This window comes from Streptomyces sp. Ru62, assembly GCF_002920615.1.
GTDB lineage: Bacteria > Actinomycetota > Actinomycetes > Streptomycetales > Streptomycetaceae > Streptomyces.
Genome location: NZ_PQSU01000038.1, coordinates 13,256 through 36,194 on the forward strand (window position 1 = coordinate 13,256; position 22,939 = coordinate 36,194).

General features: G+C 69.8%; 19 protein-coding genes and 2 pseudogenes. 12 read left to right on the plus strand and 9 right to left on the minus strand.

Annotated elements, in window-relative coordinates; all coding sequences use genetic code 11:
- Positions 1-176 precede the first annotated feature (176 nt).
- Positions 177-431 (minus strand): hypothetical protein, encoded by a 255-nt coding sequence (locus C3492_RS46320; RefSeq protein WP_258056111.1) that lies wholly within the window; start codon positions 429-431, stop codon positions 177-179.
- 626 nt (positions 432-1,057) lie between these two features.
- Between C3492_RS46320 and C3492_RS36725 the strand changes: the two genes are divergently transcribed.
- Entirely contained in the window at positions 1,058-2,383 is a 1,326-nt protein-coding gene (locus C3492_RS36725; RefSeq protein WP_258056112.1) for a hypothetical protein, read from the plus strand.
- Positions 2,384-3,030: 647 nt separating this feature from the next.
- On the opposite strand, the gene C3492_RS36730 is transcribed toward C3492_RS36725, so the two are convergent.
- From C3492_RS36730 to C3492_RS36740, 3 genes are all read right to left on the minus strand, one after another.
- On the minus strand, positions 3,031-3,861 hold the full coding sequence (locus C3492_RS36730; protein ID WP_103816960.1) for an alpha/beta fold hydrolase: 831 nt from the start codon (positions 3,859-3,861) through the stop codon (positions 3,031-3,033).
- A gap of 174 nt (positions 3,862-4,035) precedes the next feature.
- Positions 4,036-4,749, minus strand: coding sequence for an alpha/beta fold hydrolase (locus C3492_RS36735; protein ID WP_103816961.1), 714 nt, complete (start codon positions 4,747-4,749; stop codon positions 4,036-4,038).
- On the minus strand, positions 4,746-5,945 hold the full coding sequence (locus C3492_RS36740; protein ID WP_103816962.1) for a helix-turn-helix domain-containing protein: 1,200 nt from the start codon (positions 5,943-5,945) through the stop codon (positions 4,746-4,748). Before C3492_RS36740 ends, C3492_RS36735 begins: the two co-directional genes overlap by 4 nt.
- Positions 5,946-6,166: 221 nt before the next feature.
- On the opposite strand from C3492_RS36740, the gene C3492_RS36745 reads away from it, so the two are divergent.
- Positions 6,167-6,394: a hypothetical protein gene (locus C3492_RS36745; protein ID WP_103816963.1), complete on the plus strand. Its 228-nt coding sequence runs from the start codon at positions 6,167-6,169 to the stop codon at positions 6,392-6,394.
- Positions 6,395-6,505: 111 nt separating this feature from the next.
- Here the strand turns inward: C3492_RS36745 and C3492_RS36750 are convergent, their stop codons facing one another.
- Positions 6,506-6,820, minus strand: coding sequence for a hypothetical protein (locus tag C3492_RS36750; RefSeq protein WP_103816964.1), 315 nt, complete (start codon positions 6,818-6,820; stop codon positions 6,506-6,508).
- Positions 6,821-7,561: 741 nt separating this feature from the next.
- On the opposite strand from C3492_RS36750, the pseudogene C3492_RS36765 reads away from it, so the two are divergent.
- The 5 genes and pseudogenes from C3492_RS36765 to C3492_RS36785 form a co-directional block, all read left to right on the plus strand.
- Positions 7,562-8,374 (plus strand): annotated as a pseudogene (locus tag C3492_RS36765) (IS5 family transposase); the annotation flags it as partial.
- A gap of 14 nt (positions 8,375-8,388) precedes the next feature.
- Positions 8,389-9,120: a hypothetical protein gene (locus tag C3492_RS36770; protein WP_258056113.1), complete on the plus strand. Its 732-nt coding sequence runs from the start codon at positions 8,389-8,391 to the stop codon at positions 9,118-9,120.
- 488 nt (positions 9,121-9,608) lie between these two features.
- Entirely contained in the window at positions 9,609-10,220 is a 612-nt protein-coding gene (locus C3492_RS36775) for an RNA polymerase sigma factor (RefSeq protein WP_258056114.1), read from the plus strand.
- Positions 10,210-10,935 carry a hypothetical protein gene (locus C3492_RS36780; protein ID WP_103816966.1) on the plus strand — a complete coding sequence of 242 codons (726 nt, stop codon included), beginning with the start codon at positions 10,210-10,212 and terminating at the stop codon, positions 10,933-10,935. Before C3492_RS36775 ends, C3492_RS36780 begins: the two co-directional genes overlap by 11 nt.
- A 357-nt stretch (positions 10,936-11,292) precedes the next feature.
- Positions 11,293-11,598 (plus strand): annotated as a pseudogene (locus C3492_RS36785) (transposase); the annotation flags it as partial.
- A gap of 114 nt (positions 11,599-11,712) precedes the next feature.
- On the opposite strand, the gene C3492_RS36790 reads toward C3492_RS36785, so the two are convergent.
- Complete coding sequence (locus tag C3492_RS36790) at positions 11,713-13,947, minus strand: MMPL family transporter (protein WP_103816967.1); 2,235 nt, start codon at positions 13,945-13,947, stop codon at positions 11,713-11,715.
- A gap of 328 nt (positions 13,948-14,275) precedes the next feature.
- On the opposite strand from C3492_RS36790, the gene C3492_RS36795 reads away from it, so the two are divergent.
- Both C3492_RS36795 and C3492_RS36800 read left to right on the plus strand, forming a co-directional pair.
- Positions 14,276-15,544, plus strand: a complete 1,269-nt coding sequence (locus C3492_RS36795) for a sensor histidine kinase (protein ID WP_181140736.1) — start codon at positions 14,276-14,278, stop codon at positions 15,542-15,544.
- Positions 15,541-16,218: a response regulator transcription factor gene (locus tag C3492_RS36800; RefSeq protein ID WP_103816969.1), complete on the plus strand. Its 678-nt coding sequence runs from the start codon at positions 15,541-15,543 to the stop codon at positions 16,216-16,218. The genes C3492_RS36795 and C3492_RS36800 overlap by 4 nt, the downstream gene beginning before the upstream one ends.
- Positions 16,219-16,406: 188 nt before the next feature.
- Here C3492_RS36800 and C3492_RS44320 read toward each other — a convergent pair whose 3' ends face one another.
- Positions 16,407-16,739, minus strand: a complete 333-nt coding sequence (locus C3492_RS44320; protein ID WP_146075767.1) for a hypothetical protein — start codon at positions 16,737-16,739, stop codon at positions 16,407-16,409.
- A 136-nt stretch (positions 16,740-16,875) separates the two neighbouring features.
- Positions 16,876-17,127, minus strand: a complete 252-nt coding sequence (locus C3492_RS36805) for a cold-shock protein (RefSeq protein WP_103816970.1) — start codon at positions 17,125-17,127, stop codon at positions 16,876-16,878.
- 1,024 nt (positions 17,128-18,151) lie between these two features.
- Between C3492_RS36805 and C3492_RS36815 the strand changes: the two genes are divergently transcribed.
- On the plus strand, positions 18,152-18,568 hold the full coding sequence (locus tag C3492_RS36815; protein WP_103816971.1) for a DUF4259 domain-containing protein: 417 nt from the start codon (positions 18,152-18,154) through the stop codon (positions 18,566-18,568).
- 855 nt (positions 18,569-19,423) lie between these two features.
- Here the strand turns inward: C3492_RS36815 and C3492_RS36825 are convergent.
- On the minus strand, positions 19,424-20,014 hold the full coding sequence (locus C3492_RS36825) for a TetR/AcrR family transcriptional regulator (RefSeq protein WP_103816972.1): 591 nt from the start codon (positions 20,012-20,014) through the stop codon (positions 19,424-19,426).
- Positions 20,015-20,075: 61 nt separating this feature from the next.
- On the opposite strand from C3492_RS36825, the gene C3492_RS36830 reads away from it, so the two are divergent.
- Positions 20,076-20,972, plus strand: a complete 897-nt coding sequence (locus tag C3492_RS36830; protein WP_103816973.1) for an oxidoreductase — start codon at positions 20,076-20,078, stop codon at positions 20,970-20,972.
- A gap of 250 nt (positions 20,973-21,222) precedes the next feature.
- Positions 21,223-22,800, plus strand: a complete 1,578-nt coding sequence (locus C3492_RS36835) for a GMC family oxidoreductase (protein ID WP_103816974.1) — start codon at positions 21,223-21,225, stop codon at positions 22,798-22,800.
- Positions 22,801-22,939: the final 139 nt, after the last annotated feature.

The window sequence follows — 22,939 nt, forward strand, 5'->3', positions numbered from 1 at the left end:
GCGGATCCAGGAGCCGGTACAACGGTGAACAGATGCATTTTGGGCCGCGCCTGTCCGCAGACAACGGCACCGCTGCCCTGACAACGAGCTGAGGGAACGGTGCCGTAGTCGATCACGTGGTGCCCTTCAGGCGGTGGCGGGCCGAGGCCCGCCACCGCCGCCCAACTCGGTGCGCCCTACACGGCAGTGAGGCGCACCGGGTGCGCACCGGCTGGTGCGGGGTGCGCATCGAGAGCCTGGCCCACGCCGACGGCCTCCAGTTGGCGCAGGGTGTCGGCGATGTCCTCGTGGTCCTCGGTGAGGAACTGCTTCGCGAAGTCGATGACGGCGCGGGCGATGCCCTCAGCCGTGTCCGGTCCGGCCTGCGCCAGATCCTCGGCGAGGTCACGAAGACGCGCCCGAGGGCCTCCAGGGCGAAGGTGTCCGCGCACGGCTCGCCTGCGGCCAGGCCGGGCAGGGCGGTGACCGGGACGACGATCCGCGTCGCGGCGTCGACGAGCGGCTCGGGCATCCGCGGTTCGGCGCCGGCGAACTCGCGGGCGGCGTCGACGTCATCCGCCTGGACGGCCCGCAGGTAGCTGAAGGCACTGATGGCCTCGTGCGGGGTCATCGGGGCGAGCGGCGTGGTGTCGGGCATGCCGGCTCCTCAACGTACGGGCCGCCCCGCTGATCGCGGCAGCCTCGACAACCGATGCTCGGATCGTGGCCCTGTGGACAGAGTCCGGCGCCGACGGGGGAGAGCTCTCCCCCCTCAGGTTGATCACGATGCGGTCACGACGGAGAGGTTCTTCAAGGGCCGGCGTCACACGAGAGCCGAAGACCGCACCTGTATGAGGTGAACGGCGGGATGGGCCCGCCCCACCTTCTGGGAGCACCCTGTGGCGAGCACCGCAGACGAGCCCGAGCAGCCCCTTGACCGGACCGGACAGGGGGCCGTCGCAGGTCCGACAACCCTCATGTCCAAAGGCATCCTGCTCACAGGAAGAATTCGACAGAGCCCCGGCGGTGGGAGCTGCTGCAAGCGCTGGGGATCTTCCAGAGGGCGACGCCCGATCAGTTGTGGAAGCTGATCCGTCCGGACAACCGGCACGACAAGCTCACGCGGGACACCCTCCTGGATCTTCAGGACCACCACCTGGTGAGGATCGAACTGGTCCGGGAGGACCAGCGGCCGGTGTGGGTGCTGACCCAGCGAGGCCACGGCGAGGCGAAGAAGCTGCTGGAGCCGAAGGGCATACGGGTCTCGGCGCTGCGTGAGGAGAAGTACGACCCGGTTACCGGGGAGCTGCTCGGCGCCAGCTACGACGACCACTCCGCGGCGGTCACCTCGACGGCCGCCGAACTCCACCACGTGGGGATCGGGTACCGGCTCGGCTTCGCCACCGAGATTCCTCACCGGCTTGGCAACGGGTACGTCCAGCGGGCGGATCTGGTGGTGCGGGCGCGGGAGGCCGGGGTGCCGGTGATGCTGCTGGAGATCGACCGCCGCGCCGAGGACGCCGACGACCTGGTCGCCAAGCTGCGCCGGTATTGGGAGTGGGGCCGGCTGCTGGCACCGGACGCGGACAAGCACACCGTGAACCTGGTCCGCTCCCAGCCGGACGCGATCGAGGATGTCGGTCACGAGAAACGGCTGTGGCGGCGGGTCTACCCGCCGACCCACCGGGAGGGCCTGGTGCCACTCGCGTTCGTGTTCGCCGACACCACCGAGGCGAAGGCCGCCAACACGGTCGCCGTGCTGGAGGAGGCCGGCAGCCGCTACTGGGCTCCGCGCCGGTACCAGACCCTCTACCGAAAGGCGATCACGGCGAAGGACTGCAGCCAGGCCGTGCCGGTCGTCGTCACCACCCTGGAGCAGCTGAAGAAGCACGGCGCGGATGCGGCGGTGTGGCGGCGCCTGGGGCGCGAGGACGAACAGACCCTGGCCGACGCGCTCGACAACCCCGACGGCGACGCCCTCTACCGCCGCCAGTACGCGCAGGCCGACGTGGAGGACAAGCGGCGCCGTGCCGCTGAGCGGGAGGCGCGGCGGCCGGTGTGCAAGCGGTGCGGGCAGAAGTTCACCGACCAGCGCTGGGAGGAGACCACCGCGCGCCGGACTGCCTGGAAGGCCGGGGACGTGTCCGTGTGCGGCACCTGCCACGCCGATGATGTCGCCCGCGAGGAAGCCGCCGCCGGAGCTGCCCGTCTCCAGGCCGCCGCGCCGCCGGGAGCCGGAGGACGACCAGGAGACGGGCAAGCTCCGCGGGCTGTTCCGCCGCCGCGGCTGACCACACACGTCGGACGCTGCGCCTCCCGCCGGACACCGGGGGAGAGACGGCGTCGACGAGTAGCGGCCCAGGTCAGGCCGGGGCGGCCTCCTTCGCCAGCGCGTCGGTCATGAAGACCACCGCCTCGCCCGGGTCCGGCCCGGCCACCACGACGTGACCGGTCAAAGGGGCGCCGGCCCCGGTCACCATCCACCGCGACGCGCGCGCGACACGCCGGGGCAGGGCGTGAGCCAGGGGCGCTCGAAGCGCTCGCCAATCGCTCCAAACAACCCTGCAAAACCAGGGGTGTTGGAGATTCACGCGAGGCGTTCGGCTATGGCGTTTTCCGTAACGCCGTTCCGTGATGCCCGCCGCTGGCGGCAGACCCGCACCCGGCAACGGTTCGAGCAGTACACTGCCGCCCTCGACCGCTCCACCCCCACCGTCCACGACCGCCCGCAAACCGGGCAATCCGCCTGCTCACCCCGCTGTATCGCAGCCACCCGCTGGCGGGTCTGCTGAAGCCTCCGCCACTGCCGTGACCTGCACCGACCCGAGCAGAACACCGCCTCCGCCGCCATCGTCTGCGGCAGCGGATCACCGCACTCCCGGCAGTACCGCCGAGCCGTCCCGCCAACCCCCACAACCCAGGTCATCCAGCCGTACCCACCGCACGACCAAGGATCAAAAACACCTACTGACGGGCCGCATGGGCGTTGCCGGGGGATGGTGTGTCGCTATCAGGTTCTCGCTGTCGCCCGGCAGAGGCGGGCGGTGCGCCTTAACCCTCCACGAAGGCCAGGATGTCGGCGTTGAGCGCCTCAGGGTGCGTCGACAGCATGCCGTGGGGGTAACCCTCGTAGCTCTTGAGCGTGCCGTCCTTGAGCAGCTCAACGGACTTCGGGGCCGAGTCGGCGTACGGCACGACCTGGTCGTCCGTCCCGTGCATCACGAGGACGGGGACGTCGATCTTCTTCAGGTCCTCGGTGAAGTCGGTCTCCGAGAACGCCTTGATGCATGCGTAGTGGGCGTTCGTCGCGCCCATCATGCCCTGCCACCACCACCGGTCGATGAGTCCCTGGGACACCTGGGCCCCGGGCCGGTTGAAGCCGTAGAAGGGGCCGGCCGGGACATCGATGAAGAACTGGGCCCGGTTGGCGGCGAGCGCGGCACGGAATCCGTCGAAGACCTCGATCGGAGTGCCTTCGGGGTTGCTGTCCTTCTTCACCATGACCGGGGGGACGGCAGAGACGAGTACCGCCTTGGAGACCCGGCCGGGCTTGGCCTGCGCCACATAGCGCGCGACCTCGCCGCCGCCGGTGGAGTGCCCGACGTGCACCGCTCCCTGCAGGTCCAGGTGGTCGGTCAGCACGTTGACGTCGGCGACGTAGGTGTCCATGTCGTGGCCGGTCGAGGGCTGGCTGGATCGCCCGTGCCCGCGGCGGTCGTGGGCGATGACCCGGTACCCCTTGGAGAGGAAGAACAGCAACTGGGCGTCCCAGTCGTCCGAGCTGAGCGGCCAGCCGTGGTGGAAGACGATCGGCTGGGCGTCCCGAGGGCCCCAGTCCTTGTAGAAGATGACGGTGCCGTCCGGCGTGCTGACTGTGCTCATTACTGGTTCCTCTGCTTGATCGGATGTTCGGATGTGAATAGCGTCAGTCGACCCGTGTCCCGGTGAGCGCCGGGGTGTGTCGGCCGGCTGCCGGGCCTGTGCGAGAAGTTCTCGCCTTCGGACGGCTCTCGGGCGGCCTGCCGCCCGAGCCGCGTGGAGCTCACCTGGTGGAACTCACTTGGTTGCTTCGACTGCCTGCAGGATGATGTCCACGACCTCGTCGGGGTGAGAGAGCATGACCATGTGCGAGGAGTCGATCTCCACGAAGTCGATTCCGGCACGGCGGTAACCGAAGCGTTCCACATCGGGATTGATGGTGGTGTCGGAGCTGGAGACGACCGCCCACGCGGGCTTCGTCTTCCAGGCCGCGGCGGTCGCCTTCTCGGCGAACGCCAGACCCGCCAGCGGACGCTGCGACGAGGCCAGCACGGCGGCGAGGTCCGGGTCCACGTCGGCGGCCACGACCTCGGGGAACTTGTCCACGTCGACGGTGACGTCAGGGTTCTTCTCGTCGTAGTCCGCCAGTGGCGACGGCGTGTAGACGAGGGCGGCGCCCAGTTTCGAGTCGGGGAAGCCGCCCTGGAGTTCGCCGAGGCTCTCGCCCTCCTCCAGCGCGTACCCCGAGAGGTACACCAGGGCCTTCACGTTCTCCTCGGTCCCGGCCATGGTGATCACGGCACCGCCGTAGGAGTGACCGACGAGGACCACCGGGCCGTCGACGTTGCGCACGACGGACGCCACGTATGCGGCGTCGCCCAGCAGGCTGCGGTTCGGCACGCCCGGAGCGACGACCTTGAAGCCCCGCTTCAGCAACCGGGAGGTGACGGGGGCGTAGGAGGAGGCGTCGGCGAACGCTCCATGGACGAGAACGATGGTGGGCCGGGTCATGGCGAGGTCCTCGGGTGAGCGATGGGCGGTGAGACCCTCGAAAATACGGAGTCATATCGCGGCGTCTTGTCTCTGAGCGCACGACGCCTGACCCCAGAGCGCTCGCGCGGCATGCGCGAGACCGTCGCGTCATCGGCCGTAGCCGGAATCGCCGCAGTCAGCAGCACATCCAGGCGCCCGGTTGGCGACGTGTGCGTACGACGCTCGAGTGCCGCGGAGTACCGCCACTCGACGGGGGACATCCCGTAGGCGGCCCGGAACGCCCGGCTGAAGTGGGCGGCGCTGACGAAGCCCCACCGTCGGCCCACCGCGGCGATGGTCCGGCTCGCCGCGTCCTGGCGGGCCAGCTCGCGTCGGCACTGCTCCAGCCGGCGGCCCTGTATCCACCGGCGGACGGTGGTGCCCTCGCTCTGGAAGAGCTTGTACAGGTAGCGCAGGGAGATCTGGTTGGCCCGGGCGATGGCCTCCGGGGTTAGGTCTGGGTCCGCCAGGTGACGGTCGATGTACGCCTGGACCCGCATCAGCAACACGCGGGCGGCGCTCGGTGTGCCCGTGGTGTCACCGCCGCGTCGCTCGTCGGCCAGCACCGTGAGCAGGTCCAGGACGTTGCGGGTGATCAGGTCGCCGACGCGCTGCGGATACGCGCCCGCGGTGTCCACGAGCCGGGACAGGAAGGGGGACAGCAGGGCGCCGAGGGGCGTCGTGGAGTCGAGAGGAGATGCCGTGATCCGGCGCAGATCCGACTCCCTCAGACTCAGGAGGTGCCGGGGCAGGACGAGGGCCTTCGTCTGGAAGGTGTCGGGGAAGGTCAGCCGCATGGGACGCGCCCGGTCGTAGACGAAGAGCTGCCCGGGCTCGACATACGCGTCGCGCGCGTCCTGCTCGACCCGGGCGAGCCCGCTGCTCAGCAGCATCACGACCACGTGGTCGTCGCCTGTGGACTGCGCGATGAGGCGCGGTGTGCGCACGGTCTGCAGGGCTTCGCTGTCCACCGTGACGCCCCGTGTCCGGCCCGTCGGTGACGCATGGATCGTGCCGGAGAACACCTCCTCGGCGAGCTTGACGTCCACGGCTCCGAAGGTGTGGGCCACGGCGTCGCGCCAGTAGGTCCGTCTTCGCTCCCTGGGCACCCCGTCCGTGGTGTAGAAGATGCCCGCGGGCTGCTTCCCCGTCCCCTTCATCGATACGTCCGACATGATCTCCGTCCTTCAGTCGGTGTGCGCTGCGGACACTGTGCCAGCGGGGCACGGGGTGGCGCATCGAGTGAACGCACTAGATCCGGGATACGGGGCGGAGATACGGGGGACCGCGGGGCCTCAGTCGAAGCGCAGGTCGGAGAGCTGCCGTTCCTGACCAGCGCGACCCCGGACGTCGGGCTCGCCAACGACATGCTGCTGTACCTGACCCTGACGGTCGCATGCCGAACGGCTGGACCGAAACCCTCGACGCGGACACCATCACGCCCACCGCGCTCGCCACGCTCGTCGAAAGCACCATCGGCCACCTCACCGGCATGGTGAAGCCCGTTCCCGGAAACCAAATTCTGCGGCCTCAGCGCTGGGGGACGCTCTCGGACACCTACCTGACCGCCCCAAGGCGGCCCTCGGCCGGTAAAGCCGGTCGCGGTCAACTCGGGCTCTTCTGACCCGGGGTGCTTCGGCGGACGTCCGGGCCGGGCGGGAGTCGGCATGGCGCAGCATGGTGGAGAGATGCCGCACCGGCTCGCGGCCGACGGCCGGCGCCCCCCGCCGCGCGGTCAGCGGCTGCGTTCGGTTATCAACTTCGCGCACATGCCGATCTTGGGGGTTGCCCGTAGTGCCGTCGGCGGCCCCTGGCACCCCTCGCACTGGGCGGTCTCAATGGGTCGCAGCGGCTGCCGGAACTTCTGACCGCCTGCCGGGCCGCCGGGCCCCTGGGCGCGGGCCGGCAGCTCGCCGGGCTTCACGTCCACTCTCTCGATGTCGGTGGCCCCGACCTTCTGCAGTTCGTCCCGCCGCCGGCCGGCGCAGACCTCGTCGTAGGCGACGGCGGCGGCGCGCGGGGTGCCGTCAGCATCGGTCCAGGTGATCATCGCTGGTGGCACTGACAGCAGCCCTCGGGGTGCGTGCGGGACTTCAGCTCACGACCTGGCAGGCCCTCGCGCCCGGCCAGCAACAGCTGATGACCGCCCTCAGCCTCACCCCGACACCGATCCCCTCGGCCTCGCCCGCCGCCCCGTCGCACCTTCGACGTCCAGCTCCTGGAACTCTTCCTCCACCGCACAGGCCGCGCCCCCACCGCCCGCGCGACCATCCGCGTCGATGGCGACATCGTCAACCTCGGCGCCTGACTCACCAAAGCCCGCACTAAACACCGCATCGGCCAGCTCCCTGGCGACCACGCCCGCTTGGTCGCCGCGCCCGCACCCGCAAAGAGGTCATCGAAGCCGGCTGGCTCGAGGAAGCCGAGAGAATCGGCCACATCAAGTACTACCGGCTCGACCCCAAGCGCATGGGCGAGAACGTCGTCATCCCCCTCCGCCGCGCAACATGACGTCCTGCAGACCGCACCTCATGTACGTCACATCAATGAGGTGCGGTCTCCGGGACGCACGCTCTCCTTGACGTTCGAGCAATCTTGACCGACCCACCAATCCCGTTTGCAACCAGCCGCAACAAGGCCGGACTTCTCGCCGACGGCTTCCGCCGGTCTGGCACCGTGTCCTTGCTGGTGATGCGCCAGCCGAGGCGGCCAGCTGACCTAACTGATCGTTTCAGAATGAGTTGAGCTGCGGGTCTTGCGCTTAGTGATCTTGGTTGCCAGGGTGTCCGGAGTGCGTGCTGATCTCGTTCCTGACGACTTGTGGGAGCGGGTGGCTCCGCTGCTGCCGCCCGCTCCCGAGCGGCGCCGCCATCCGGGGCGGTTGCGTGTTCCCGCCCGAATTGCATTCGCTGGTGTCCTGTATGTGCTGCGGGCCGGTGTCGCCTGGCGTGACGTGCCCGTGGAGACTGTGGGCTGCTCCGGGGTGACGGCCTGGCGCCGGCTGCGGGACTGGACGGAGCCCGGCGTCTGGTCACGCCTGCACTCCGACCTGCTGACCGAACTGAGCCGCGCCGACCTGCTGGACCTGGACGACTGTGCCGTGGACGGTTCGCACGTCCGGGCCCTCAAAGACATCTCAGGGGGATCACCTCACCCCATCGCCCGTCGATCGGGCCTGCCCCGGCTCCAAGCACCACTTGATCGTCGACTGTCACGGAACCCCGCTCGCCGTCACGCTCACCGGCGGCAGCCGGCACGATGTCACCCAGCTCCTGCCCTTGTCGGACGCGGTCCCATCCATCCGGGGTTTGCGGGGACGCCCTCGCCGCAAGCCTCGGCGACCGTACGCGGACCGGGGCTACGACTTCGACAAGTACCGCCGCCTGCTGTGGAAGCGCGGCATCAAACCCGTGATCGCCCGACGCGGTGTCGCCCACGGCTCCGGACTGGGCAAGGTCCGGTGGGTGGCCGAGCGCAGGCTCCACCAGTTCAAACGACTCCGCACCTGCTACGAGCGACGCGCCGACCTCCATCAAGCATGCTCGAACTCGCCTCCGGGATCATCTGCCTCCGACGGCTTCTGAAGGCAGTCGACGTGCAGCAGTAGGCTCCTGACGCGTGACTTCTTCTCCCCACGGCGTACCTGCGCCACTCCGCCATGAGCCCAGCCCGGAGAGCAGGCAAGAGGCGGACGACGACGCGTTGATCAAAGCTCTGCAGGCTCGCGCATGGGATCCGGGCCTGCGATTCGACCGCGCGGACGTCCCTGTCGCGTGGATCATCGAGCGTTATGGCAAGTCCCGGTTGGAGCGGATACGAGACGACATAGTTTCGTGTGGCAGTGACGGGACGGTTGAGCTCAAGGCCGAGACCGAGGAGGTGACCGACTACTACGCCGACGCCACTCGTGGGCCACTGTTCCCTCCGATCTCCCTGTCAGACGTCGAGAAGGCAGAGCACAGAATCGGACGCCGTCTTCCCGAACTGCTTCGGCGCCTCTACACCGAGGTCGCCAACGGAGGATTCGGACCCGATAGCGGGCTTGCCTCCCTGACCGACGGCAACCGGGCCCCAGGGCACGTGCGCGACTGGCCGTGCGCGGCCAGCGTCCACGAACGCAACCTGTCAGAGGGCATGCCACCATCGTGGCTCTTTCTCACCTACGGCGGCTGCACGATGGAATGGCATGTCTCATTGAGCGCAGTCGACAACCCGGTGCTTCTCTACGACGCCGACGGCTACACCTTCGGGGAAGGCCCGCACGACGGCCTTCGCCATGCGACCGCCTCACTACGAAAATGGCTGTGGACCTGGGCTGACGGCGGCGACGTCTGGGATGAAGTCCTGTGACTGCTCTTACGAGCAGGCGTGATGTCGCATCCCACGTCCAGCTCATTCTGAAACGGTCAGTACGCCCCCTCCGGCAAGCCTGGCGTCTGAGCCGCTGTGCCGTGTCGGGGACAACGGTCGACGACGGCACATACGTGAGAGGCGCCCGGCATCGGCGGGGTATTCCTCCGTTTCAAGAGCTGCGCGCCGACTGCCCGAGCAGGCGGCCAGGACGGCCTGCACATCCGGTGAGCGGGGCCGCGGGTCGGAACCGCCGCTGGGCGGCCGCTACCAAGTACGTAGATCAGATGCCCTCTTAATCCTCGTCTCGAACGCCTCACCCGCCTGCCGTCCGCCGCTGCCGCCCGGGCCTTCCCGCCTGATGTGCGCGCCGGTGTACGGCGTCCACTGGGCGCCGGTGTCCGCGTCGGTGCGGAGACTCTCCTCGCCCAGAACCAGCCGTCCGTCCGTACCGAGCCGGCCCGTCTGGACGACGCCGGAGGCGGCCGATGACCGGGCAGCCTCCCGACGACGGGGCGGACCGGACTCTGTACGAGCCCAGCGACCTGATGCCGCCGGCCTCCTGGGACTTCCACGAGCGGTACCACCAGGCGTGCTTCGAGTACGCCTACGTACAGCTGGGCGACCAGCTCGCCGCCGACCGCCTGGTCGACCAGACCTTCGTGTTCCTGGCCGTGGTCTGGCGGCAGGTCACCGTGCGCGAGAGCGTCGAGGCGTGCGCCTGGCGGCTGCTGAAGGAGCGCGTCGCCACCGAACTCACCGATCAGGGCCGTGACCCGGCGGTCAAGGAGACGCTGGCTTTCGAACGCGCGATCCGGGCGGCCTGCGACCCAATCCTGGACAGCTTCCGCTCCGAATTCGAAGTACAAGTGACCGAACTCGAAGACAGTTTGGGTCTATATGCGGCAATAGCCCGTCTGCCGGAGCGGCAGTTTGATGTGATGGTCCTGCAGTTCGCCCTGGGCTTCTCCACCAAGCGGATCGCCCTGGTCATGGGCGTGCGCGAGGCGACCGTGCGTTCCACCCGCCGGGCCGCCAAGTGCCGCCTGTCCGCGGACCTGGGACTGCAGTTCGGCGAGGACACCGACGATGAGAAGTGAGACCCCGAAGCGTCGCCACCAGCCGCCCACCCTGGAAGAAGCCCTCGACCGAGCCCGCGTCCGCGAAGGCACCTACACCCGCGCCCACCGTGAGGCATCCCGCCGCCGCATCGCCGACCAGCTCAGCGAACTGCACTGGATGAAGGCCCCGACCGGCCCTGTGCCGGGACAGCGCACCCCGTACCAGCCACTGATGCTGCACGAGCGGGCCGGGCACGACCTGCGCGCACTGTGCCAGGGCGTCATCCACGACGACGAAGCCGCCCGCCGCATCACCCGCTTCGACGCCTGCCGCGACCCCGGCGGCGCCTTCGCCTTCGCCTGCCTCCTGCTCCTGGCCGACTACGAGGAGGGCGCGCAGTTCTGGCTTCAGTACGCCGCCGACGGCGGCCAGGCCACCGGAGCGGTATGCATGCACCTCCTCCACCTGCACCGCGGGGAGTGGCGTGACGCAAAGTTCTGGGCGGAGCAGATCACCGTCCTGGAGGCGGAGCCCTTCCAGTACGCCCCCGTCGCTCACGAGGTTTTCGACAGCACTCTCGGGCCCGGAGGCGTTACCGTCCACCTCGACCTGCCCGACGATGTCGCGGCCGTACCAGAGGAAGCGGTCAGGGACGCCGTCGACGACCTTGCCATCGACACGCTCGACGGCCTGGCCATCCCACAGCCAAGCCCGGATCTGGCGCACCAACTGGAAGACCTCGTCTCCCCCTGATGTGACAGGTCGTCACCGAGCGCCGCTACCAGCGTCTTCTTGTCCAGCTCCGCCAGGTCGTCCCGACCGTAGCCAGCACCCGCCGGGCGGGCGGCGCCCGGGGAGCAACCGCGTCACAGTCTGGCTCCACCTGGCGCAGCGCGTGGGCCCCGCACCGGGGAGGGCGCGGGGCCCAGGTGTGCTTCGGGCGTCGGCCGGAGGTCAGGTGCGCCGACGTGAGATACGCGCCCGGTGCACGAGCGGGATGCCGAGGAGAGCGGGCTGAGGCGGGTCTTCGCGCTTGCCGACGCCCGTCCAGACCTCCTGCGCCGGGTACCAGCCTGTCCGTGACCGGCGAGGGGCGCCTCTGTCCCCGTGTTGACCAAGGACGAGCTATACGGCCACATCAAACCGAAGAAGAACCGGACGAGATTTCTGGAGTTCTGCCGCTACCTGCGCAGCCTCTACCCGCCGAAGATCCGCATCGCGATCGTGCTCGACAACTTCTCCCCGCACCTGACCACGAAGAAGGACAGCCGGGTCGGCGACTGGGCCGCAGCCAACAACGTGGAACTCGCCTACACGCCGACCAACAGCTCGTGGCTGAACCGCATCGAGGCCCAGTTCACCGCCCTGCGCTACTTCACCCTCGACGGCACCGACCACGCCAGCCACAAGGAGCAGCAGGCCGGCCCTGCACGTCCGCGCCCCGTTGGTGTTCGCGACGGTCCTGACCGGCCGAGGCCGTGTCGCGGTCAGTGCGCGAAGCGCTGAGCCATGCCGCCGAGGGGGACGCCGTCAGGACTGTCCCGACACCTGCTGGTCCTCCGTCCGGCGTCCCTGCGGCTCCGAGGCGGTGCGGTCCGTGCCGGCCAGCCGGCCCCGTCCCGCGCGCACCGGCCACCACATTCCCCGGCCCAGCAGTGCCGCCGCGGCCGGGACCAGCAGGAGCGACACGACGAAGGCGGACAGGAGGATGCCCAGGGCCATGGCGAAGCCCAGCTGACGGGTACCGGGATCCGCGTTCACCGCGAGGCTGCCGAATGAGGCCGCGAGGACCACACCGGCCGTGGCGATGGCCGGCGCCGTGTGCCGTACGGCGCGGGCCACGGCGGCGCGGGCCGGCCCCCCGTGGGCCATCTCCTCCCGCAGACGGTCGCTGATCAGGATGTTGTAGTCGGTGCCCAGTGCCACCACGAACAGGAACAGCACCAGCGGCAGGACGAAGGTCACGCCCGCCTCGCCGCCGAGGTGCTGGAAGACCAGTGCGGACGCGCCGAACGTCGCCGCGAAGCACAGCCCGACCGCGAACATCAGCACCACCGGCGCCGCCAGGCTGCGGAGCAGCACCACCAGGATCAGCGCGATCAGCGCCGCCGCCAGCGGGAACACGGTCCGCAGGTCGCGGTCGACCGCCGTCGCCACATCGGCGAACACGGCCGCCGTGCCGCCCACGTGTGCGGTGAGTCCGGCGGGCGTCGCCCCCCGCACGGCTTGGCGCACCGGACCCGCCACGAGGTCCCGGGCGCGCTGCGACTGGGAGTCCACCGTCAGGTAGGCGTCCAGCCGGGCGGCGGTGCGGTCTGCGTCGAACACCGGGGCGGCCACCTCGCCCACTCCGGCCACCTCCGACAGCGCCCGCTGCACGACGACCAGCTCCGCGGCATCCAGGACCCGGCCGTCGTCGGCGGTGACGTACACCGTCGTCGGGTCGGACACCCCCGCCGGCAGGGCGCCGGCGATCTCCCGCGCCGTCGCGGCGGCCGCCGTCTCGTGGGGTGTGCCGCCTGCTCCGAAGTCCATGCGGACGCCCGCCACACCTGCGGCCAGCGCGCCGAGGAGGGCCACCGATGCAGCGAGCACCAGCACCGGGCGGCGTGCCACCAACTCGCCGGTACGTCCCGCAGAGCCGGGCCGCCGCCCGGCCGTCTCCGACAGGGTCCGCGAGGGCCAGAACATCTTCCGGCCGGTCACCGCCAGCAGCGCCGGCATCAGGGTCAGACTCGCCACCAGCATCACCAGCACCGACACCGCCACCGACGGCCCGAGCACCCGGAACTGCCCGAACGTCGCCACCCCGAGCGTCGCGAACGCCGCCACGATCGTCAGCGCCGCCGAGGTCACCGCCGTGCCCACCCGCCCGGAAACGTCCGCAGCCACCACACGGTGGTCTTCCTCCGGTCGCCGCCGCAGCTCCTCGCGGAAGCGGAACAACAGGAAGAGGAAGTAGTCGACGCCGATGCCGATCAGCACGGTGCTGATCATGCCCGGGGTGCCCGGGTCGAGTTCGAAACCGGTCAGGAGGGCCGCCCCCACGACCGTGCCGACGGCGGCACCCCCCACCACGGACACCGCGAACAACGGGATGAAAGCGGCCATGACACTGCGGAACACCAACACGTTGACCAGAACGATCAGCCCGACCACCAGCAGCCCGACCATCATCTGCGTGGTCTCCTCCGCGTCGGCGCGGTCCACCACGTCCGCCAGGCCCCCGGTGAACCCCGTACGCAGCCCCGCCTCGCCGAACTCCTCCTCGGTGCGGTCGTGGAAGACCCGGTACACGGACTGCATGCCGGGGTCGGTGGAGTTGCCCTGCAGCCGTGCGCCGAGCAGCGCGAACGACCCGTCGGGAGCGGTCGTCACCAGTGCTACGCGGGGGACCTGGGAGTAGTCCTCGGAGAGCCCCCGTATCTGCTCCTCCGTCCACGGCATCTCCAGGCGCGTGGCGCTCAGTTCACGCGCCACGGCCTCCACGCGCTTCTTGTCCGCGTCCTCCAGCGGTTTGCCGTCGCGCCGTGCCACCAGCACCGTCACCGCGTCGGCATCGGGCTCCGCGCCGAACTCCTCCCGGGCGACGCGCAGCGCCGCGGCCGCGTCGTACTCCGCGGGAAGGAAACCGGCGCTGTCGGTGTGCGTGACGCGGAAGACGAGCGCCTGGCCCATGAGCGTCACGAAGATGCCGAGCACCGCCCACACGACGATGACCCGCCATGGTCTGCGGGTCGAGAAACCGGTCAGGGCACGGATCACGGGGGAGTCCTCCAAAAGGTCCAAGGGCGAAGGGGCCGCGGAACCGTTGCCGTCCGGGGCGGCCGCTGTGCCGGGTCGTTCCGGCACGTCTCCAGCACATCAGCCACGCGCGGCCCTCACCTCGGAGCTGGGGACGAAAAACCCGCTGGGAGCACGGGCCCGCACCGTCCGGTGGCTGGGAGCCTGCTCCCAGCCACGGCTCCCTCCCGGTCCCGACGCCACGGCCCCGCCGCACCGGCACCATGGGAGACTGGGCGGACGAACCGCAGGTCATCGGGGCGCAAACGGCGACCCGAGCAAAAGCGGGGACGCACAAGGGGAGGCGGAGATGGGACGGCGCGCGGACGAAACGCGCCCCGACCGGGCATGGAACGGGGCGGGCGCCGGCGCGTCCCGCCCCGGGCTCCCGGACGCCATGACCGGGAGGCTCCCCGGCGGGGCCGGGACGGGGAGCCGGCGCGGAAGGACGGCGCTGTGGAGCCAGCACGACGGACTCGTCGCCGTCGGCGCCGCGGCCGTCGACCTCGTGGGCTTCACCGTCACCAGCCAGATGGACCGGGGATACGTACCGCTGTCCGGATGCCTGATCACGGTCGCCGCCGCGCTGCTCCTGCTGGCGCGCCGCCGCGCGCCCCTGTGCGTCCTCGCGTGCGCCCTCGCGGCGAACGTGGCGCTCACCTGGTCCAGTTCCGTGGGCCAGCACTACGGGGCCGTCACCGTCGTCGCCCTCTACACCGCCATACGCCGCCACAGTGCCGCGGTCGGCGCGGCGGCCGCCGCCTGCTGCGTCGCAGTCCTCCACTTCGTCCGCCCGGGACTGCCTGCGCCCTCTCTGATGGACTTCGTCCCCAACGCCGTGTCCGCGCTGTTCGTGGCCGGCGCCGCGGCCGTGGTCGGCCGCTGGCAGCGCAACGCCCGAGCCCAAAGGCGGCTGCTCGCCGAGCGGGCCGTCTCCGACGAACGTCGCCGCATCGCCCGGGAACTGCACGACATCGTCGCCCACCACCTGACCACGATGCAGCTGCTCGCCGGAGGCGCCCGCGCCAACCTCGACCGGTCCCCGGAGACGGCCCGCGAGGCACTCGTCACCCTGGAGGGCTCCGGCCGCACCGCCCTGCGCGAGATGCGCCACCTGCTCGATGTTCTACGGGCCGACGACGAGAACGACGAGGGCGAGACGACCGCGCCGCAGCCCGGAATCGGCGACCTGGACCGCATCGTCGCGGACAGCCGCCGCGCCGGCCTTCCCACCACCCTCACCACCGACGGCGACCCGCGGTCACTCCCGCCGGGCATCTCGCTCGCCGTCTTCCGCATCGTCCAGGAAGCCCTCACCAACGCCCGCAAGCACGCGGGCGACGGCGCGCACGTCGACGTGCGGCTCACCTTCGCCGTCCACGAGGTGGAGGTCACGGTCACCGACGACGGCCCGCGCCCCGGCCGTCCCGCCGCACGCGGCTCGGGCTACGGGCTCATGGGCATGCGGGAACGCATCGCCCTCCACGGCGGCACCCTGCGGGCCGGGCCGGAGGGCGGGGGGTTCGCCGTCCGCGCCCGTCTGCCCCTGCCCGCCGACCGTCAGGAGGCGTACGCGTGAGCGCGACGGTGAAGGTCCTCATTGCCGACGACCAGCCGCTCGTCCGCCGCGGCCTCGCCCTGATGCTGGCCCCCGAACCCGGCTTCCGGGTCGTCGCCGAGGCCGCGGACGGTGCCGAGGCGGTCCGCCTCGCCCACGAGCACCGGCCCGACGTCGTCGTCATGGACATCCGCATGCCGGTCCTCGACGGCATCGCGGCCACCGAGCGGCTCACCGCCGAACTGCCCGACTGCCGGGTCCTGGCCCTGAGCACCTTCGACATGGACGAACACGTCGTGGGCGCCCTGAGAGCCGGGGCGTGTGGCTTCCTGCCGAAGGACATCTCGCCCGAGGACCTCGTCGCCGCCCTGCGCGTGGTCCGCGACGGCGAGGCGATCCTCGCCCCGAGGCTCCTGACCCGGCTCATCTCCACGCACGTCACGGCCCCGGACCGCCGGGCGGCGCCCGCCGTGCCGTCCGCCGCCGAGGGGCTCACGCCCCGTGAGCGGGATGTGTGGCGGCTGATCGCCGGCGGCTCGGACAACGCGGAGATAGCCGACCGGCTCGGGCTGAGCACTTCCACCGTGAAGAACCACATCACCGCCCTCTTCGCCAAGCTGCGGGTCCGCGACCGGGCCCAGGCGGTCATCGCCGCGTACGAAACGGGCCTGGTCACGGCACGACGGGAGGAGTAGACCCCGCGGGACTCCCCCCGTACTCGCGGGCATCGCCCGCACTTGGACGGAGCAGCTCGCGCTCAATGCAGGGCACCGTTCGAACCAGCCCAAGCACACGGCCGGATAGAGAACGGCCAGTTAGCCGTTGGCCGTTGTTAATCGTGTAGTTGGGGCGTCCGTAGGGCACATGATGCCTGCGGGGCCTGTCAGGCGCAGGGTGGCTTCGACGGAGTTACCTTCGGAAGTAACTTACGTTCACCTGCGATGTATTCGCGCCCTGCGGCCGCGCACAGGGCGGGGAACTGAGTGTCGGGGCGCAGATCGAGGCTCTGACGCAGGGAGCCGTTTTCGATGGTCAGGTGGTGACCACGGATGAAGCCTCCTATCCAGTCCCCGTCCGGGACAGGCAGGCTGATCGAGGTATCGGCACCGTCCGTCAAGTCGTGGATAGGGAGTTCATGGTAGGTGCGTCCGGTACGCAGGTCGGTCAGCGTCGGCTCAACGTAGCCTCCGTTGCTAGAGGCCTTCGGGCCGGCCACGATCCCTAGGGTGTCGACGGCGGTAGCGCGAGGTGGAGGTCGGACGTGCCGAAGCCACTTGGCGTCTCCCAGCAGGCGGGCCTGCCGGTTGTGGCTGCGGACGTTCAAACGCCAGCCGGCCCGTGTGTTCGCCGCCTCATCCGGACCCGGGAACACTCTCCCCGGACCCGGATGACGTCCAGACTCGGGCCGGGGTGATGTTCTCCGCCTGCGGACCCTTCTGGCCCTGGGTGATGTCGAAGGTGACTGCCTGGCCTTCCTGCAGCTCGCGGAAGCCGGAGGCGTTGATGTTGGAGTAGTGAGCGAAGACGTCCGGTCCGCCGCCGTCCTGGGCGATGAAGCCGAAGCCCTTTTCGGCGTTGAACCACTTGACGGTTCCGCTGGCCATGCTGGTGCCTCTCAGTCGCTGTCAGGAACCGCACCGCGCGGTCCCAGAGGTGATCGCCCTGGCTCGGCACTGCACAGCAAAGCGCGTCCCAGTGGAGTCCGGCACGGCGTCCCCGGCCTCCGCGGGCCCGTGCCGAGCGGCGGACGGTGCGGATGTCGGTGGGCCCATGGGTGTACCGGACTGAGGGGGAGGGCTGAGCCCCCAGACCCTGGTGCAGGGGCTCAGGAGCGCACGATTCCCTTCTTCCCTCAGGTCACGAGCGCTCGCCCAGGCGCATCGTCCCGGACCCTCACCACTTCATTCCCGTACGAGAGCGCCATCGGATGCGCGGTGCGGGCGGACGAACAACGAGGCCGCGCCTACATGCGGCCTCACTGTGGGTCGGCGTGAGCCCAACATCCATGACTGTTCGCGCACACCCGACCGTACCGACCTTTCGTTGGGCGCATCGGTCGTGCGCAGCCCTGGTCACGGCCCCGGTCCGGACGCGGCGCACCGAAGGATGCCGGCACGCCGCGAAGGTCGTTCCTCAGCACATCGCTCGTATCAACCGAGCACCTCTCGCGTACCGACCGCGTACGGAAGGCGCACCCGGACACGGGGCGTCCCGCGAGGGCGGCCTTCCGCGCGTGGGCGGGGCAAGCCTGCTGGCGACCGAGCACGGCACGACCATCCGGGCCCTGGTCGAGGACCTCGCGCAGGGCATCCCGACCCGGGCCGAGTACGCCGAGCGTGCCGAGCTGGCCACGCGCCGAGTTCGCCTCCGCCCTGGGCAGCGCGCCGAGCCCGGAGGCCGAGGCGAAGGCCCGGATGCAGAGAGCCGCGCCGACGACATCCACGTCCCGGACCCGGACCGCCTCGTCTGTGAGCTGGCCGCCCGCTTTGTTCGGCGGCCGTGCCGTACGACGCCTTACTGCCTACCTGGTTTCGAGCTCTCCAGGTCGGGGTGGCCGAGGGCCCGGGGGAAACCCAGTGGCTCCTGGAACTATGACTTCGTCCGAGACAGCCGTATCAGGAGCCATGCATGGGAACGTGGGGGACCGGCCCGTTCGACAGCGACCTCGCCGCAGACTTCGTCGATGAACTCGAGGGGCTCACCTCCCAGCAGGTCATCGACGTGCTAAAGCGGGCGTTCCAGCGAGTCACCGACTGGGGAGAGCGCGTCGATGGCGGAGACGGGGTCGAAGCCGTTGCCGCTGGCGCTCTTGTCGCCAGCGCCCTGCCGGACAGCCCCATTGTGATTGACCCCGATGACGGCCCCAGGGAACCACTGCCCGAGCTTCCGGCTGGGCTTCGCGCGTCGGCGATACTCGCACTGGACCGGGTTCTCCAGGACGGATCAGAAGTGACAACCGGCTGGGTGGACAGCGCCGACGCCGACCAGTGGCGCCAGGAAGTGCGACAGATACTCGAAACACTCGCAATACCCTCTGATCACTAATCATGACCGCTTCACGGAAGTCGTGCCGGAGCCCTTCAAGCGACAGCGTTTGTCGGTTGACGCCGACTTCCACCACCAGCTCCGGTTCCACCAACGTGACGTCCAGCTGTTCCCGGCTGCCCCACCCGACGACCATCCCGTCCATGGATGCTCGCGTAGCCCGGCCCCGAGCAGGCCGGCGACCGTCGCGCCTGCCAAGCGGGCGAGGGGCGTGGTGCGGCCGACGTACTGGAAGCGGCCTTCGTCGTCGTATCGCCCGAGCAGCAGGGTCCGCGGGGGCGGTCAGGGAGCCGGTGACCGCACCGACGATCGCCTCACTCGTCTCCCGGACTGACTCGCGCCACCCGGCACCGACGGCTCAAAGACGCGGTCCAGCCGCTTGTGCACGACAGCCTCTACCCCCGACGGCCCTCCCGGTCAGCCACTTGCACCGTGTCCGCATCGGTGGTCGACGGGCACAGCGCCCACGGTGCCGCCAGCCCACGCTCCTGGAACATCCCCTCCAGGGCGGCACGCCGGCACCGGTAGGCCTACCGGGTGATGTCCGTTCCTTCCAAACGCAGCAGGTCGAAGGCGACGAAGTCAGCTGACCACTCACCGGCCGGCCGGGCTGCTCCGGCTCCATGGGCTCGCAAGCGGCCCTGCAGCCGTTCGAACGCCAGCCGCTTGGCCTCCCATACGACCAACTCGCCGTCCAATGCGGTCGCGTCCGGTAGTCCTACGTCGGCTCCGCCCCGATCACCACGGAGCTTCGTCGGCGGCGCGTGAGCGCCCCGACGGCCATCTCCTGAGCGAAGGCCATGTGCCTGGCCTCCTGTCGGCGTGGTCCCGTGAGGAAGGCCAGTGCGGGCCGGATCAGCGTGGGCGCAAACCGGACATCAGTGTCTCGACGCAGCCGGTGACGAGCGCGTCGAGGGGGAGGTTGCCGTGCATGCCCGTGGAGGCGAGCACGGTCAGCCCCTGGAGGAGTGTCAGGAGAGTCATGTCGACCCGGCCGCTGGTGTCCGGTTCGATGTCACCCCGGTCCCGGGCCTCCGCCAGCAGCCGCAACGGCGCGGCGAATGCCCGGTCGTTGGCGGCCAGGAGGCGAGCGTTGCGTTCGGTCTTCGGGCGGTGCATCAGGCTCAGCAGCGCGCGGTGTTCGATGCCGAACTCGACGTAGGTCCGGGCGAAGACGGCGAGCCGTTGGGTGAAGTCGCCCTCGGCGGCCTCCAGGGCCTCGTCGAGTCTGCGCCCCAGCCGCTCGTAACCCTCTTCGGCGAGCGCGTCCAGCAGCGCCGTTTTGTCGGCGAAGTGCCGGCGGGGGGCACTGTTGCTCACCCCTGCTGCACGTGCCAGTTCGCGCAGGGACAGGCCCTCGATGCCGCGTTCTGCCAGAACGCTTTCCGCTTCCTGGAGGAGGGTGCTGCGCAAGTTGCCGTGGTGGTAGGGACGGGCCTCGGTCATGGGGTCACCCTAGCTCAATGTGTTCATTGACTACAATGTACCCAGTGAATACATTGGGGGTATGACCAGCTCCCTCAGCGCGGCCCCCTGGACGGTCGGCCAGATCCCGCCGCAGAACGGACGCACGGTGATCATCACCGGCGCGAACAGTGGTATCGGCCTGGAAACGACTCGTGCGTTCGCTCAGGCGGGGGCCCACGTGATCATGGCCGTGCGAGACGTCACCCGTGCTCGCCCGGTCGCATCGCAACTGCCCGGTTCGACCGAACTGCGTCCACTGGACCTGGCCGACCTCGCGTCCGTCCGCGCGTTCGCGGCGTCCGTCGACCATCCCTTCGACATCCTGATCAACAATGCCGGTGTCGCGAACGTGCCGCTCGGCCGGACCGCGGACGGATTCGAGACCCACTTCGGCACCAACCACCTGGGCCACTTCGCCCTCACCAACCTGCTGCTTCCCAGGATCACCGACCGGGTGGTCACCATCGCCTCCAACGCTCACAAGAGCGCCGCCCTGGACCTCAACGACCCCAACTGGGAACACCGGCGCTACCGCTCCTCGGCCGCCTACGGCCAGTCCAAGCTCGCCAACCTGCTGTTCACCCTGGAACTGCAAGGCCGGCTGACCGCGGCGGGTTCCGACGTACGAGCCCTGGCCGCACACCCCGGGGCGGCCACGACCGGCCTGAACCGGCATCTGGGTCCGGCGATGAAGGCGGTCGCGGCGATCGCCGGCCGCTTCGTCATGCAGAGCGGGATCGACGGGGCACAGCCGATCCTCTTCGCGGCCGTCCGGGACCTGCCCGGAGCGAGCTACGTCGGCCCCGACGGCCGGGGCGGACAGCGCGGCCGGCCCACCCTGGTCTCCCGCAGCGCCACCGCCCAGGACACCGGCCTGGCCGCCGAGCTCTGGGACCTCTCCGAACGGCTCACGGCCACGTCCTTCCCTCTCGGCTGACGACCGGGAGGCGCACCCCGTCGCCTGCCCCCGGTGCGCCCGTCGCCGCCTCAAGAGACGGACGCGCTGTTCGTGCCGCGCCGGGACACCGGCCAGGCCGTCAGCGCAGGAAGGTCGTGGGCCGCCGCGCCGCTCAGAGACCGGCCAAGCGGACCGGGGAGGCTGTTCCGCTGAATGGCACAGGCCTGGGGGACGAACGGGCCCGGGGGGTTCCATCGAGAGGACCGTTTCAGAAAGGGGTCCTTTCATCATGGCTCGTGTGACTGGTTATGACTATGTGGTGGTCGGCGCGGGGACGGCCGGGAGTGTGCTCGCGGCTCGGTTGTCGCAAGACGCGGCAGTGCGAGTGCTGCTGATCGAGGCGGGGAGCGCCGAGTTCGAGGCACCGGTGCAGACGCCGCGGGCATGGGTGTCGTTGATGGGGTCATCCGCGGATTGGAACGATGTGTCTGTGACACAGGCGGCCACGGGTGTGTCGTATCCGCTGCCCCGGGGGCGGGGGATCGGCGGTTCGAGCAGCATCAACGGAATGGTCTTCCTGCGTGGGCACCATTCCTCTTACGACGCCTGGGGTCAGGCGGGCGCCCGGGGGTGGTCATTCGCGGACTTGCTGCCCTTCTTCCGGCGCAGCGAAAGCACTCAGGGGCGCGATCCGTCCGTGCGAGGTATTCACGGGCCGATGCGGGTGGCGCCGGCGTCCCGGCCCCATCCGGTATCAGTGGCAGGCGTGGAAGCGGCCGTCGAGACCGGACATGCGCGTGCCACCGATCCTGCCTGCGGTCTGCAGGAGGGAGCGGGTCTTCACGATCTCACCATCGTCGCAGGACACCGGCAGAGCGCGGCGGACGCCTATCTGCGGCCCGTGCTGTGCCGATCGAACCTGGACGTCGTCACCGATGCCTTCGTGCATCGTCTTCGGATGGTGGGTGACCGTTGCGTCGGGGTGTGCTACTCCCAGGGCGGGGAAGAGGTGACGGTCGACTGCTCGGGCGAAGTGGTTCTGGCGGCGGGGGCGATCGGTTCACCACATCTGTTGATGCTGTCAGGCATCGGGCCCTCGGAGCATCTGCGGGACGTGGGGGTCGACGTGGTGGTGGACCTTCCCGGAGTGGGAGCCAACTTCCAGGACCATCCGCAGACCAGCATTGTCTACAGCGCCGCGACACCGATCCCGGTGAGCCACAACAACCATGGCGAGGCCAGTGTCCTGTTGCGCAGTGAACTGACCGGCCGGCCCGATCTGCAGGCTTTGTTCATAACGCTCCCGTATCACAGTCCCGCGTTGCGCGGGCCTGCGGAGGGCTACTCGATCGCCGTGAGCCTCATGACGCCGCGGAGTCGGGGGTGGGTGCGCCTGGCCAGTCGTGAGCCTGGCGTGGCACCGCTGGTGAACCCGAACTACCTGAAGGACCGTCGCGACGTCGAGGCCCTGGTACTGGGTCTGCAACGTGCCCGCGAGATCGGTGAGGCGCGTGTTCTTTCCGCGTGGCGGGGATCCGAGGTGCTTCCCGGCCCCGGCCTGCGTGACGCATCAGCCCTGCGCCGGCATGTGCATGAAAGTCTCACCACCTACTTCCACTACGCCGGTACCTGTCGGATCGGAAGCGATGAAGAGGCCGTCGTAGACGACCAGCTGCGAGTTCACGGTGTCCACGGTCTGCGTGTGGCAGATGCCTCCGTCATGCCGTCCATCGTTTCGGCCAACACGAACGCCGCGGTACTCGCCATCGCCGAACGGGCCGCCGACCTCATGTCGGGGAACCCTCCATATGGCAGTCAGTGTCGACTCCCGCACCCTCAGCGACCGCCATTTCGGGTCATTCGATAGTGATCCCGCATTGATTCCGCATTGATTCGGAATGTTCTAAAGAACACAAAAGAGCCCCCCTCGCCCGCCGGGGCGCATTCCATTAACCTCTCACGTGTGTCAAGACTCGACGTCGGCGCCGAGGAGAACCGGGTTGGTG